Source organism: Photobacterium frigidiphilum, from assembly GCF_003025615.1.
Lineage (GTDB): Bacteria > Pseudomonadota > Gammaproteobacteria > Enterobacterales > Vibrionaceae > Photobacterium > Photobacterium frigidiphilum.
Genome location: NZ_PYMJ01000014.1, coordinates 1 through 15017 on the forward strand (window position 1 = coordinate 1; position 15017 = coordinate 15017).

A 15017-nucleotide genomic window follows, 5' to 3' on the forward strand; every position below is an offset into this window, starting at 1 on the left:
AACACGATCAGTATAAAGCTCACCCGTTAGGAAAAGCTGACCGAACGCAATCACGTCTTGGTAGTTGATGTGCCATGCTACATTTGCAGCGTTAGCGCCGAATAGCATGTGAATGTGCGTACCAACAAGACCAGAAGGGTGTGGACCGTTGAATACGTGCTCTTCAACATTCGTTTCAGAACATCGAGGAAGGCTAGCACCTGATTTACAAACATGTACTTTATCGCTTGTTAAACGCGACAATAGCGTTAAACCAGCAACAAAAGCATCTGTTTGCTCATTGATAATAGCTTCAGGGTTAGCAGCTAGCGGGTTAGTATCAACCGCTGTCACAAAGATAGCCTTTGTTTCAGAATCGACTGCAGCAACTTTGCTGAACGGACGCGTACGAAGCGCAGTCCACATACCAGACTCAACCAATTGCTCAACAATCGCAGCGCGATCTAGTTGGGCTAATTGATCAGCCTTATAGCTGTTAAATGTGACTTGCTCGTTGCCTTCTACATCAATCACTACGGATTGTAGAACACGCTTAGCGCCACGATTAATTTCTGCAACCTTACCACTAGCTGGAGCAGTGAATTTAACGCCAGGGTTCTTTTTATCTTCAAAAAGAACCTGACCTTTTTTCACTACATCCCCTACGCGAGTATGCATTGTAGGACGCATACCAACATATTCTTCGCCAAGTAAGGCAACTCTTGTGATGGTATTACCATCATTTATCACCTGGGTAGGAGTCCCTGAGATTGGGATGTCTAACCCTTTTTTTATTGTAATCATACGCACTTGCACTACATTAACGGGAAAAAGAATTTTATATTGCGCAGTTAAGACACGACTTTCCTTTGTCTGACACGGGCTCTTTTTGTAACCCGTATCGCAACATCCTATTAACCGGCTTGATACATCATTTGATGCCAAGTCGTTTTCAAGCCCGCGATTCTAGCACTAATTCACTAGATTTTGCCACGGCAAACCACGTTAATAGGTCCAAAAATCAATTAACAACCCAAAGAGAGTACCTTTCTTGGGTGATAAGTTTGACTCAACGCACAAATGTGGAAATATCTCGATTCAACAAAATACACCCACTTACATAATTAAATTAACAGAGCGCTTACACACTAAAAACAGTCATAATAATAGGGCAACAAAGCCCCATTTCCATTGTTAAAAAAACAGTTCTCGATGTTAATCGATATTTACATCTGCATTCTCTGTAAAACGCCCATATTGCTGAACATCAATAAGAAAGCGGTAATAAGAGTCATACACTTTCTTTAATGTTGGGTCTGAGTCACTTTTTTCTACTAATAATTCGTTAGTCAGTTGCTTAAGCCGAAGCAAAACGTCGTCAGGAAACACTTTCAACGACACATCATGTTCATTGAGTAAAATATCCAATGCCTGAACATTTTTGAATGTGTATTCATCCAGCATATCTTGGCTGACGGCACGTGCTGCAACTTTTATGACTTCTCTTAAGTCAACGGGCAATGCCTGCAAAGCATCTTTGTTAATCAGGAACTCCAAATTCGTTCCTGGCTCATGCCATCCTGGGTAATAGTAGTACTTAGCGGCGTTATGTAAACCAAAGGCTAAGTCATTATAAGGACCAACCCATTCTGTTGCATCGATCGCACCTGTTTCTAACGCCGTAAACAATTCACCGCCAGGTAAACTAACAGGAATCCCTCCTGCACGTTTAAGTACATCGGCACCGAAGCCTGGTAAACGCATTTTCAAACCAGAAAGATCATCGATAGTGGTGATTTCTTTATTAAACCACCCCCCCATTTGCGCCCCAGTATTCCCTCCAGCCAGTGGAACAACACCAAAAGGTGCATAGAGTTCCTGCCATAATTCAAGGCCACCACCGTAGTGAAGCCAAGCATTCATTTCTTGTGCTGTCATTCCAAAAGGAATAGAGGCGAAAAAAGGCGACGCTGGAATCTTTTTTTGCCAGTAATAAGCCGCAGAGTGCCCCATTTGTGCTGTACCTTTAGAGACAGCATTAAAGACATCAAAACTGGGTACCAATTCCCCCGCGCCATACACTTTTATTTGTAAACGACCTCGGCTGAGTATGTTTACTTTTTCGGCAAAATGCTCTGGGGCCTCTCCCAACCCAGGAAAACCTTTAGGCCAAGACGTCACTAACGTCCATTCAACGGTACTAATATCTTCAACATTGCTTGTCGAATCATTACTATCACAAGCACTAATAAGCATCGATGCTATAAGTGCTACAATCACTTTAACACTACGTAGCATCATCTATTACTCCTTTCGCTTGGCACACTGCAAACTATACTTATTAGTATCAACGTTTATCAGTGCCAAACTCTTCACAAGTATAGCCAGAAATTTAGACTCTACTCATTTCCCTATCCTTAGGAATACCGTTCAATAATACGCCAATCATACTTCTAATGTTGCTTTTCAATTCAAATTTTTAAACGAAAAAAACCGCAACAAATGCGGTTTTTATATTGAATAAATCGTAACAGTCACGATCTACTACCCTAAAGAGGTATTTGTTCGTGTTTCGATTATTTAGAACCACCTTGGCATGACGGTGATAACGGCGCACCATTTAATAACTCTTGCCATTCACTGAGTGTATACGTATGAATAGCTAGGGCATGTATATCATTGGCTAACTCATGCGCGAGGGCTGAATTCACCGCGCGATGGCGGCCAATTAAACGTGTTCCTTCAAATTGCTCACTCACCACTATCACTTTAAAGTGGCTTTCAGAGCCTTCAGGTACGTTGTGCATGTAACTTTCATTTATCACTTCTAAATGAGCAGGTGAAAGTGCTTTTTGTAATTTTTCTTGAATGCGTTCCTGAATCATAACTCTTACTCACGGGTGTTTATATTCGTAAATCAACTGCTTTATTTGGCTCTTTAAATCATTGCAGATTCAAAAAACAACAGATAAAAAAGCAGTTAAATTCGATAATAGGATTGCAGTACACAGTGGTTCTGCGAAAATAGATAACTAATTTCAAACATACCTGAAAGTTATCTGTAATGAAACCAGCACTGACTCTGCATGATCGTACGTTAAAACTTAACCGTTTTCCGATACGCAAAATTGAAACTCTGCAAGCATGGGATGCTGCAGATGAGTATTTAATTAATCATACTCATGACATGGAGCTCGATCCACAGCGCCCGATTCTAATTCTGAATGACAGTTTTGGCGCTTTAAGCTGCTGGTTTGCTGAACGAGCTAATGTTACGACCGTTACTGATTCTTTTGTGGCAAAACAAGGCTGTATAGCAAACCTAACAGCTAACCAACTGCCCAATGTTAATATTATTGATTGCTTGGCTGAATTGCCTAAAAACCCACAATTAGTATTAATAAAGCTGCCTAAGAATAACCGCTTACTTACTTGGCAATTACAACAACTATGTCATCTTTTACCAGAAGATTGCATGGTTATTGGCGCGGCAAAAGCAAAAGATATTCACACTTCAACGCTGAAGCTTTGTGATAAATATCTAGGCGAGACCAAAACATCTTTAGCTGTAAAAAAAGCACGTTTAGTCTTTATTAAACCAAATGCTTCACTCGCAAAACCCATGCCTGAAGCTAAAGCGTGGGATGTGCCAGAACATGGCATCAGATTAAGTAACCATGCCAATGTCTTCTCAGGTGAAAGCCTAGACATTGGTGCGCGTTTATTACTGAACCATATTCCACAAGGCTTAAAATATAAAGACATTATCGACTTAGGCTGTGGTAACGGTGTAATCGGTATTCAAGCTGCACGACGTAACCCACAGGCAAAAATCACCTGTGTCGATGAAAGTTTCATGGCTGCCGCATCTTGCACAGAAAATGCGAAACAGAACCTAGAAGCACCCGAGCAGCTCACCGCTATTGTTACCGATTGCCTCGCTAACATTGAACATAGCAGTGCTGATCTCGTTTTATGTAATCCACCGTTCCACCAGCAAACAACCATTACTGATCATATTGCTTGGCAAATGTTCTGTGATGCAAAGCAAGTTTTAAGACCAAAAGGGGAGTTAATCGTCATTGGTAATCGCCAGTTAGGATACGATGACAAACTAAAACGCCTTTTTGGTAATGTCGATATAATTGCACAGAATGACAAATTCATTGTCTATCAATCTGTAAAATAGCAACATATCGAGTTCAACTTTTTTCTATGATGAGCCGCGTTAATCTGTATCTAACATGGCTGGTTATATTTCAGTTAAGGATAAAAAGAAAAATGAAAAAGTTTTTTTTAGCAGCATCCGTTTTTGCGTTAACAGCTTGCTCTACACCAGCAGAACCGCAATTAACCCTTGCGCCAACACCTGTTATTGCAACTCAACCGACCACTAACGGACAGGCGCTAAATTTAGAAAGCCGTGACTTACGTACTGCACAATTTATTGCAGTTGTTGATAGCGGTCGTCAAAATGTACAGCCGTTACACGCAACACAAAATTTACGTCTTACCTTGGAAGATGCCCTTTCTCGTCAACTCCAATCCCAAGGTTATAAGCTAACAGAAGATGCACAAGACACAATGCGTCTTGATATCTTAGAAGCTATGGTTAACGTTAAACACAGCATCATGAGCCACGACCTGAGTAGCAAAATACAGCTACAACTGGTTGTTGAAACCAATAAAGGCAAATTTGTTAAACGCTATTCAGGCAAGTCTGAACGCACTGGTGCAATGAGCGCATCCGTTGAAGATATGGAATTAAGCATGAATAACCTGATGACCGCAGTATTGAAAGATATTTATGCTGATGCAGAATTGAACAAATACCTTCAGGAGAACTTATAATGCACCGTTACCTTCTCGCTTTTTGTCTATTGCTGGCCTTGCCTGTAACGGCTGCGACTCAAGTATTAGTTACAACTAACCTTGGTGAGTTCACCATTCAACTGAATGAAGAAAAAGCACCAATTTCAAGCGAAAACTTTCTACGTTATGTCGAAGATGGCAGTTATGTAGACACGATTTTTCACCGTGTTATTCCAGGTTTCATGGCACAAGGCGGGGGGTTTGATCAAGAAATGAAGCGTCGCGATAGTTATTCGCCAATCAAAAATGAATCAACGAATGGCTTAGAGAATAATCGAGCAACAGTTGCGATGGCACGTACACAAAACCCGGACTCAGCAACTCGTCAGTTTTACATCAATTACCAAAATAATAGTTTTTTGAACGCTCAAGGTGGTCGTGCTGGTTATGCCGTATTTGGTGAAGTTGTGAAGGGCTTCTCAACTATTGAAAAAATGACTGATATACCCACCACAACTATTGGGTCTTTAGGTATGAAAGATGTTCCTCAGCAACCTATAGTTATTAAGGCTATTAAAATTATTAAATAGATTAGATAACGTCACCTGAGCGTTATCTAATGTTCAGGTGACTGCTATGCTAACTCTTGTATCATCAAAGCCAGACATTTCTTCTGAAATGATTGATAAGCACATTGCCGATTATGCTCCCGCTCTTGCAGTAAGTGCACTTGGCACGATGAATGGTGATGTGACTTACACTTCGCTAAAAATAACCTGTACTGAACACCTTCATGAATGGTGGAAATTATCGGTTTCTTCCGGTACGCCCGAGAATGGATATGAATCTGCTTATTGGCACCTTTTACATCTATTGGAATCCTTAGAAGAACACCAACTACTGGGTAATAGCTTTATTCAATTTAAAGTGTCTGGTTGCGCTCAATTCTTACTTGGTGTCGGTTCAATGCCTATAAAAATGCAAGGGATCAGACCTTAGAAAGTCGTGCTCTACTGCCTAAATAAAGCAATATAACGCTTACTATTTGTAAAAATGACAACTACTTAATAATAAACCGTATTTTTGACTGTCTTTTTACAGAAGTTCACAGTAGCTTACCTTTATAATTGATAGATACAGCGGCGACGCTATCAAGGGTTAGAGGTATTCATGGAACAAGCGGTAGAAGATAATAACAATCAGGGTTGGCGAGTATACCTAGAGAAGAAAGTACTCATCATGCTGGCGCTAGGCTTTTCTTCTGGACTGCCGATATTACTTGTATTTGGTACCCTGTCGTTTTGGCTTCGTGAAGCTGAAGTCAGCCGAACTGATATTGGCTTCTTTAGTTGGGTAGCACTCGCTTACGGCTTTAAATGGATATGGTCACCATTAATCGACCGCTTCCCTATTCCTATTTTTTCCCACCTATTTGGTCGACGACGCGGCTGGATGTTGTTTTCACAATTAATGATTGTGCTTTCATTATGCGGCATGGCACTCAGCAACCCTCAAGTTGATCTGTTTCAACTCGCCATTTTTGCCATAATTGTTGCTTTTGCCTCTGCATCACAAGATATCGTCATTGATGCCTACCGCATTGAACTCGCAACAGAACGCCTTCAAGCCGCACTAGCCGCTGCTTATATGACAGGTTATCGCCTTGCAATGATCATGGCAGGGGCTGGGGCCTTAGCATTTGCAGCATGGTTTGGTTCAGATACAGAATATGATGTAACAGGTTGGAAATTCGCTTACTTCATCATGGCTGGTTTTATGTTGGTCGGTATTATTACGGCTCTGTGTATTAACGAACCCAGTATTGATAGCGCTGACATTGAAAATGCTGAACGAGAATATCGCCAACAATTAGTCAGTGATGGTATGACACCGAAAAAAGCCAGAATAGCCGCATGGTTCTATACTGCTGCTGTTATGCCCTTCAAAGATTTTTTCGATCGATACGGGCGTCATGCTTTACTCATCTTAGCTTTGATTGGTTGTTATCGAATCTCCGATGTTGTTATGGGGGTAATGGCCAATGCCTTCTATGTCGATATGGGATTCACTAAAACCCAAGTGGCGTCTGTTACCAAAATCTATGGCGTAATTATGACGCTAGTGGGTGCTGGGCTGGGAGGTATTTTGATCAGTAAGTTCGGTACCATGCGTATATTAGCACTGGGGGCTTTTTTATCTGCCTGCACGAATTTACTGTTTATGCTCTTTACCTTTATTGGTAATAGCATTCCTATGCTTGCGATTGTCATCTCTGCCGATAACTTAAGCGCCGGTATTGCCACCGCAGCTTTCATTACTTATCTATCCAGTTTAACCAATGTCGCATTTTCAGCGACACAATATGCACTATTTAGCTCAATAATGTTGTTATTCCCGAAGTTCATTGCTGGGTTTTCAGGCATGTATGTCGACAACTTTGGTTATAACACTTTCTTCTTTACGACCGCACTGATCGGCTTACCAGTTTTACTGCTCGTTTATTTAGTGGCAACAAAAACCAAAAAGCATGATGAAGTTAGCTCTACCCTCGCTTCTTAGCGAAGAGCTGCCGCCCATTATTGACCTAAACACAGTATTCAAAGAGGTATTCTGTTGACGCAGAATATCTCTCTTTTTTTTATAACCCTATTTCCCTTCTAAACCCCCAGTCTATTTATCCTTAAAATTATACCAATTTCACATACCTCTTAAAAAGTTCAATTAAATTTCAAAAAAAAAACATAAAGATCACTAAAACCTTCTCTTTGAAATCGATTACAGCCGATCAATATCACACTTAGCAAAGGATTGCGTAATCGTTACATTCCCAAAGGTGACATAAAACAATAGAATCACCGCCATAAGTACGGACAGCCCATATAAGTCCGATCATATCGACACAATTAGCGAGTATCTGATCATGCGTAAATCACTAGTAGCACTGAGCGTATTAGCAGCAACAGCACTACCAGCAGTAGTAAGTGCAGCTGACTATTCTGATGACATCCACAAAAACGATTACAAATGGCTGCAATTCAATCTAATGTACGCTGTAAATGAACTTCCAGGTGAATCTGACCATGATTACCTTGAAATGGAATTTGGCGGTCGTTCAGGAATTTTTGATCTGTACGGTTACGTTGATATCTTCAACTTAACTGGTAGTTCAAGCAGTGATAAAGCAAACAGCGACTCAAAAATGTTCATGAAGTTTGCGCCACGTATGTCTCTTGATGGACTAACAGGTAAAGACCTATCCTTTGGCCCTGTACAAGAAATGTACATTGCATCTGAATTGACTTGGGATGGCAGCACATCTAACTCCTCGAAAGAAACCTTTGGTGTGAATAACTATAAAGTAGGTCTAGGTTCTGATGTTATGGTACCTTGGTTCGGCAAAATGGGCTTGAACCTATACGGCACATACGACATGAACCAAAAGGATTGGAACGGTTACCAAATTTCAACTAACTGGTTCAAACCATTCTTCTTCTTCGACAACGGTTCTTTCCTATCGTACCAAGGTTACATCGATTTCCAATTTGGTATGGAAGATGAGTATGCATCAGCAAGCAATGGTGGTGCTATGTTCAACGGTCTTTACTGGCACTCAGAGCGCTTTGCTGTCGGTTACGGCCTGAAAGGCTACAAAGATATCTACGGTATCAAAGACAGCTCAGGCTTCAAATCAACGGGTGTTTCTCACTACTTTGACATGACATACAAGTTCTAAGAAGTTCCCCCCTTCTTGTTGAACATGAAAGGCGCCTATTGGCGCCTTTTTTAGTATCTTTAAGTGAAGATAGCGTCAATTTAGCACTACAATTCGCAAAAATAAGACATTTATTGTTTTTAATACTCCCCCTCTTTTCAGTGTTTTTTCAGTACCTTCTTATATCTTCATGCCATCTGCGCAACACTTTACTTGCTTAAATTTAAGACCCTCACACAAAACTGAGAATCTACGCTAACCTTGTTTTAGATGCATTGCTTATTATTTAACCATGCTGAGCAAGGCACTACTTTTTAAAGTTATGTTCAACGACAAATACAATATGGGCATAACGACACAATGAAACAGCAACGGCATAAAAGCGAGATCTCTCCATGAAAAAAATACTCTCTACACTCAGTATTGGCTCAGCTTTAGCGTTATCTAGTACCGTTTTCGCCGTCGACTATTCCGACGATATTCACAAAAATGACTACAAATGGCTTCAATTCAACCTTATGTATGCCTATGAAGAACTACCTCGTGATCCCAACAGCCATTCTGGGCATGATTACTTGGAAATGGAGTTTGGGGGGCGTTCTGGAATCTTTGATTTATATGGTTATATTGATATTTTTGATTTAACTGAAAGCAGTACAAGTGATAAAGACGGCAAACCTAAAATGTTCATGAAATTTGCCCCACGAGTATCACTCGATGCCGTTACCGGAAAAGATCTTTCCTTTGGCTCCGTACAAGAGCTCTACTTTGCGACATTATTTAATTGGGGAGGCGGAACAGAAGCTGATTTTGAACCCAATAATTCCTTCTGGGGTATTGGTTCCGATATCAATGTGCCATGGTTTGGCAAGGTTGGGCTTAATTTCTACGGTCATTATAATATTACCGCCAAAGACTGGAATGGTTATCAGATTTCCACCAATTGGTTTAAACCTTTTTATACCTTAGATAATGGTAGTTTTGTCGCTTATCAAGGCTATATTGATTATCAATTTGGGGCTGGGAGCAGCTTCCAAGGTAATTCGCAAGCCAGCCATGGTGGTGTAATGTTTAATGGCTTCTATTGGCATTCCGACCGCTATTCAGTCGGCTATGGCTTCAAACTATATAATGATGTGTACTTAATTGAAGATACAAATTCATTCGAATCAACAGGTATAAGCCACTACGTTGCAGCTACCTATAAATTCTAAGTGATCCCTCTTCTTAAATGCTATTTCTAACGGCTATTTCCCCATAGGTTCTTCATGATAATTTTCATGAAGAACCTATCTTACTTTGGAGTAAACCTCGAAAAGATAGACTCTTTTATAAAGAAAGCCCCCTACCATACCGCTATAATTCCGGCTCATGATATGATCGTAGTAATAGATAAATTTGGAATAATGCTGTGCAGATAACAATTTTAGGCGCTGGTGCTATCGGATGTTTATGGGCTTGTCACCTAGCGAAACAAGGGCACAATATTCACTTTTGGACAAGAACAGACAAACCGTCATTCCCTATCGTATTGAATGACTGCGTTCAAACAAAAGATAGTATTCAAGAAGAAGATGGCACTCATGAAAAAAATTATATTCAAACGCCATTAGCACCAGAGCGCTTTGATTTTACGAGTAATAATATACAAAGCATTGCCAAGAGCGAGCTTATCATTGTGACGGTAAAAGCATTCCAAGTTGAGCAAGCCTTAAACGACATCTTTGATCATATTGCACCACACACCCCCATTATAATTATGCATAATGGAATGGGAACACAGCAGCACGTTAAAACGCGACTCGTTGATCACCCTATTCTTTATGCCACCACGTCTCAAGCTGCTTTCAAAACCGACAAAGAACAAATAAACCATACTGGATTAGGGCCAACATGGCTCGGTGCTTTCAATCAATCGGCTCAGGGTTTCGACAGCCTTGCTGAGCTCTTTCATCAAGCTTTAGCACCTTGTGGCTGGCATCATGATATTAATGAACCATTGTGGCAAAAGTTAGCCATTAACTGTGCGATTAATCCACTAACAGCAATACATCAATGCCAAAATGGTGAATTGGCAACCCCTAAATATCATACCGTTCTCACGCAAGTTTGCCATGAAGTCGCAGCGGTCATGCAAGCTGAAGGCTATGCAGTAACCGCTAAAAAATTAAGACAAACAGTCGATACCGTTATTAAGGCGACTGCGGCTAACTATTCATCCATGTATCAAGATATTTTCCAGCAAAGAAAGACTGAAATCGATTATATTACGGGTTATCTCATTACACGGGCAAAGGTACACGGCATTGCTGTACCCATGAATACCCAGCTATGGCAAGACGTTAAATTATTGGAGCAAAACCACGATGACAAATGATGATCACAACCGCACAATGACTGTTGCTGTTTGTATCGCCCCCGGCACTGAAGAGATGGAAGCGATCAATACGATTGATATTCTTTTGCGCGCAGGGTTTGGTGTAACAACAGCCAGTGTTGCCTCAGACGGTGCATTAATCGTTGCTGGCTCTCGTGGCATTAAATTAGTTGCCGATGCGGCATTAGTGGCGGTTGCTGATGAACAATTTGATTGTGTGGTGTTACCTGGTGGTGTAGGTGGCGCTGAATGCTTCCGTGACAGCCCGTTGCTAGTTGAGTTCGTAGAGCAGCATAAATACGACGGTAAGCTGATTGCGGCTATCTGTGCAGCTCCTGCCCTTGTTCTAGAGCATCACAACATGTTTCCGACGGCAATAATGACAGCACACCCAGCCTTCCAATACTATATTCCCGAAGTGCGTCGTCGTGCTAAACGTGTTGTTTACGATGTAAATAGCAATTTGCTAACCAGCCAAGGGCCTGGCACTTCACAAGAATTTGCGTTAGAAATTATTGTTCGTTTAGCGGGTAAAGAAAAAGCGGCAGAAGTCGCGGGCCCGATGGTTGTATGGCCAAATATGCATTACGACATATTACCAAAGACATAACCTATTTCAGGACGGGACACATAGATAAAAAAAAGCGAGAACCAAGGTTCTCGCTTTTTTATTTTGATGATGTTTTCAACTATGGGCGGTAAACTTTGATGTTACCGTAACCATTTTCGGTCAAATATAGTGCTTGTAAGCGGCTCATTACACCACGATCACAATACAACAAGTACTCTTTGTCTTGATCAAGATCGCCAAACTGAGTCGCTAATTTATAGAACGGAAGATGTTTTACTTCCACGCCATCAATAACAAGCGGGCTTTCGTCTTCTTCATCTGGACTACGAATATCCAGAACGATTGCACCATCACCAATTTGATCAACAAGCTCTATCTCTGGTGCTTTTTCTTGGCTTTGTTTTTCGATATCACGAATATCCATCACGCGCGCCTCTTCAATCACACGATCAAGGATAGCAAAATCAAAGTTAGCTTCTTCTTTTTCAAGCTTAGCTTTGACTGCTTTAATCGTTGGATTTTTCGAGATAACACCACAGAATTCAGGCATTGTTTTTGCGAATTCTTCTGTGCCAATATTACGAGCAATATCAATGATATCTTCTTTATCCCAATTGATAAGTGGACGAAGGATCAAACTGTCCGTCACATTATCAATCATACGTAGATTTGTTAGAGTTTGGCTCGACACCTGACCTAACGCTTCACCCGTAACAAGCGCTTGAATTCCATAACGCTCTGCAACCTGACCAGCAGCTCGCATAAACATACGTTTTAGCACAACACCCATTTGGCCGTTGTCCACTTTCTCAAGGATTTCAGCAACAACAGGTTCGAAATCAATCGAGATAAATTTAACTTTTGCTGATGACCCGTACTTTTTCCATAAGAAGTGAGAAACTTGCTTCACACCAATCTCATGGGCAGGACCACCTAAATTAAAGAAACAGTAATGTACTTTACTGCCACGCTTAATGTGCAAGTAGCTTGAAACACCAGAATCAAAGCCACCTGAAATTAGGCTCAATACGTCTTCTTGCGTACCTAGAGGGAAACCACCTAAGCCTTTATGACGGTGCAATACTTGATGCAGGTGATCATAATCAACTTCAATACGGACTGTTATATCTGGATTCTTTAACTTTACACTTGCCGATTCAACCGCTTGGTTTAGACCGCCACCAACGTAACGTTCCAGTTCAATCGACGTAAAATCATGCTGTCCACGGCGCTTAGCGCGTACACAGAATGTTTTACCTTCTAGTTGTTCGCCAACAAGTTCAAGCGTTTGCTCGAAAATATCGTGCAAATCTTTAAATTCAGTCTGCTTCACTTCCAACGTATGATGAATACCTGGAGTCTGCATCAAAATCGCCAGTATTTGATCGCGATCACTGTCATCGTTTGCTGTAACTTCAATATGATAACGACGGTTATATACCGCAACGGATTCAGACACACGCTTAACCATAATGCGAATGTTGCTATCAAGAATCTTTATAAAACGTTTACGAACAGAGTCGCTTTTACAAAAGATCTCTGGATGGGGCTTAACGATAAATTTCATAACATGCTTCGCTACACTGGGCCAAATTAATACCGAACGGAATCAACGGCGCGGATTATACAGCAAGCAAGCAGTTGCTGAAACCTTGCTGTTATTGAAACCTTATAACCATAGCTGCCAAATAGAGTAGATGTCATCTTTCAATCTCAACAAATGACAGACAAATAGTTAGTTTAAAGCATCATACCTTAAGACTAATAATAGCTATTCAGCACTACTCTGTATGTCTGAACTCGTCACTTCATCAGAGTAATGCGGCTTACCCTGCATGATCGAAATCTCAACGCGACGATTTACTTTCCGTTCTTCCGCCGTTTTATTGCTATTTAATGGCGCAGTATCAGCTAACCCAACCACCCGTAATCGCTTATGATCAAACCCTTTAACTTGCTCCATTTCCTGAGCAACAGAGACTGCTCGCTGCGCAGATAAATCCCAATTTGAACGGTATAGTTCGGAATCTAACTTCTGATTATCAGTATGACCTGAAATTCTAATAATGCCGGGAACATCTTTCACTAAGTCAGCAATCTGTCGCACTAAGGGGCGAAATTTAGGCTGTAAAAAAGCAGAGCCAGCCGGGAATGCACCTTTTTCTTTGATTCGAATAACAACTTGTTGACCGAAATTTTCAACTTCAATCGCACCATCTTGAATTTCGCGATCAAGCGCTTTTTGCATGACTTCCAATAACTGTTCTTGCGACTCAGACATCTCCGATTGATTATTTTGATTCATTTGAGTTGCCACATCAGCCGATTTCCCGCCAGTTAACTTACCCGCATCACGCTTGGTGCCTCCGGCACGGTCTGATTCACCATCGTGGAAATCAAGAGTACGCTGAGTCATATCAATGGTTTGTTGCATGATAACTTCAATTGGTGTTGGCTCAGGTCGCCCAGGGCGAAATTCTTGCGCGATAACACTGGTGCCTTTAGGAATATCTTTCACTTCCAGCATATTTTGAACACCAAAAGCAAATTTCATCGAACCTGCAATCTGTTTGAATTTCAGTACATCCATCTCTGAGAATGACAACAAAAGTACGAAAAAACACATTAACAAGGTCGCTAGATCCGCAAAAGTCGCCATCCATAACGGCGCGCCAGGGGGGCACTTGCAATCATCTTCTTCCATTGTGACCTCTAACCATCTACGTCTACGCCACGTTTTTTCTCATTAAGGTAATTTTTCAAGTACCCATCGATCACTCGCGGATTCTGACCATCTTGAATAGCAAGAACACCATCAAGAATTAATCGACGATTCAATTTCTCTTCGTTCTTACGTAATGACAATTTGTCAGCAATTGGTATTGCAACCATGTTCGCAAGAATAGAACCATACAAGGTGGTTAACAAAGCGACAGCCATTGCAGGACCAATTGATTTAGGATCATCCATGTTTGATAACATCGCCACTAAACCGATTAACGTACCAATCATCCCCATTGCTGGTGCAACATCACCAAAGGAACTGAAAATACCGACCCCTTTTTCATGTCGCTCATTGGTTAAGCCGATATCTTTTTGTAAAGTAGCACGAACAACATCAGCATCATGGCCATCAACAAGCAGATCGATACCTTTACGTAAGAAAGTGTTATCAACTTCCATTTCTTCTAACGCTAAAAATCCCCCTTTTCGCGCGGCGTCAGCCATTTCAACAATTTTAGCGATTAAGTCTTCTGGATTGTCCGTCTTGAACATGAATGCTTTCACTGCAATTTTAGCCGCACCGAAAAACTGACTAATGCTGTATTTAATCAAAACAACAAATGTGGTTCCTCCCAGTACAATCAATACCGAGGGAACATCAAAAAACATCCCTAAACTGCCACCTAGTAACATTGCCATTGCTACAAATGCGAATGAACCTACTAGGCCTATAAGCGTTGCCAAATCCACGAAAAGCTCCCCTTTTTGTGACGCATCGTATTTATTATTAAATCAACAGCGGTATTCTACAGAAGTGTACCTATATCGGCACCTTTCGTTTT

Annotated in this window: 15 protein-coding genes; 9 read left to right on the plus strand and 6 right to left on the minus strand. The window is 41.1% G+C overall.

The window, feature by feature from the left end:
- The 3 genes from nqrA to bolA form a co-directional block, all read right to left on the minus strand.
- Positions 1 to 783: NADH:ubiquinone reductase (Na(+)-transporting) subunit A (gene nqrA, locus C9J12_RS14555; RefSeq protein ID WP_107243469.1), on the minus strand; the 783-nt coding region annotated here is incomplete at its 3' end.
- Positions 784 to 1194: 411 nt separating this feature from the next.
- Complete coding sequence (locus tag C9J12_RS14560; protein ID WP_107243383.1) at positions 1195 to 2280, minus strand: TRAP transporter substrate-binding protein; 1086 nt, start codon at positions 2278 to 2280, stop codon at positions 1195 to 1197.
- 275 nt (positions 2281 to 2555) lie between these two features.
- Positions 2556 to 2864: a transcriptional regulator BolA gene (gene bolA, locus C9J12_RS14565; protein ID WP_107243384.1), complete on the minus strand. Its 309-nt coding sequence runs from the start codon at positions 2862 to 2864 to the stop codon at positions 2556 to 2558.
- Positions 2865 to 3043: 179 nt separating this feature from the next.
- Between bolA and C9J12_RS14570 the strand changes: the two genes are divergently transcribed.
- From C9J12_RS14570 to yajL, 9 genes are all read left to right on the plus strand, one after another.
- A complete protein-coding gene (locus C9J12_RS14570) occupies positions 3044 to 4168 on the plus strand; it encodes a methyltransferase (protein WP_107243385.1) in 1125 nt (374 codons plus the stop codon).
- A 92-nt stretch (positions 4169 to 4260) separates the two neighbouring features.
- Positions 4261 to 4830, plus strand: coding sequence for a YajG family lipoprotein (locus tag C9J12_RS14575; RefSeq protein WP_107243386.1), 570 nt, complete (start codon positions 4261 to 4263; stop codon positions 4828 to 4830).
- Positions 4830 to 5381, plus strand: coding sequence for a peptidylprolyl isomerase (locus C9J12_RS14580; RefSeq protein WP_011217568.1), 552 nt, complete (start codon positions 4830 to 4832; stop codon positions 5379 to 5381). Before C9J12_RS14575 ends, C9J12_RS14580 begins: the two co-directional genes overlap by 1 nt.
- A 46-nt stretch (positions 5382 to 5427) precedes the next feature.
- Positions 5428 to 5790 carry a hypothetical protein gene (locus C9J12_RS14585; protein WP_107243387.1) on the plus strand — a complete coding sequence of 121 codons (363 nt, stop codon included), beginning with the start codon at positions 5428 to 5430 and terminating at the stop codon, positions 5788 to 5790.
- A 171-nt stretch (positions 5791 to 5961) separates the two neighbouring features.
- The gene (locus C9J12_RS14590) at positions 5962 to 7350 is read left to right on the plus strand and encodes an AmpG family muropeptide MFS transporter (RefSeq protein ID WP_107243388.1); all 1389 of its coding nucleotides are present in this window, start codon (positions 5962 to 5964) and stop codon (positions 7348 to 7350) included.
- 361 nt (positions 7351 to 7711) lie between these two features.
- On the plus strand, positions 7712 to 8524 hold the full coding sequence (locus tag C9J12_RS14595) for a nucleoside-specific channel-forming Tsx family protein (RefSeq protein WP_107243389.1): 813 nt from the start codon (positions 7712 to 7714) through the stop codon (positions 8522 to 8524).
- 374 nt (positions 8525 to 8898) lie between these two features.
- Complete coding sequence (locus C9J12_RS14600) at positions 8899 to 9717, plus strand: nucleoside-specific channel-forming Tsx family protein (RefSeq protein WP_107243390.1); 819 nt, start codon at positions 8899 to 8901, stop codon at positions 9715 to 9717.
- Between the two features lie 197 nt (positions 9718 to 9914).
- Positions 9915 to 10880 carry a 2-dehydropantoate 2-reductase gene (gene panE / locus C9J12_RS14605; RefSeq protein ID WP_107243391.1) on the plus strand — a complete coding sequence of 322 codons (966 nt, stop codon included), beginning with the start codon at positions 9915 to 9917 and terminating at the stop codon, positions 10878 to 10880.
- On the plus strand, positions 10870 to 11490 hold the full coding sequence (yajL, locus tag C9J12_RS14610) for a protein deglycase YajL (protein WP_107243392.1): 621 nt from the start codon (positions 10870 to 10872) through the stop codon (positions 11488 to 11490). Before panE ends, yajL begins: the two co-directional genes overlap by 11 nt.
- 79 nt (positions 11491 to 11569) lie before the next feature.
- Here yajL and thiI read toward each other — a convergent pair whose 3' ends face one another.
- The 3 genes from thiI to pomA all read right to left on the minus strand — a co-directional run bounded on the left by thiI (position 11570) and on the right by pomA (position 14925).
- A complete protein-coding gene (gene thiI, locus C9J12_RS14615) occupies positions 11570 to 13018 on the minus strand; it encodes a tRNA uracil 4-sulfurtransferase ThiI (RefSeq protein ID WP_107243393.1) in 1449 nt (482 codons plus the stop codon).
- 204 nt (positions 13019 to 13222) lie between these two features.
- Positions 13223 to 14155, minus strand: coding sequence for a flagellar motor protein MotB (locus C9J12_RS14620; protein ID WP_107243394.1), 933 nt, complete (start codon positions 14153 to 14155; stop codon positions 13223 to 13225).
- 8 nt (positions 14156 to 14163) lie between these two features.
- Positions 14164 to 14925: a flagellar motor protein PomA gene (pomA, locus tag C9J12_RS14625; RefSeq protein WP_107243395.1), complete on the minus strand. Its 762-nt coding sequence runs from the start codon at positions 14923 to 14925 to the stop codon at positions 14164 to 14166.
- Between the last annotated feature and the right edge of the window lie 92 nt (positions 14926 to 15017).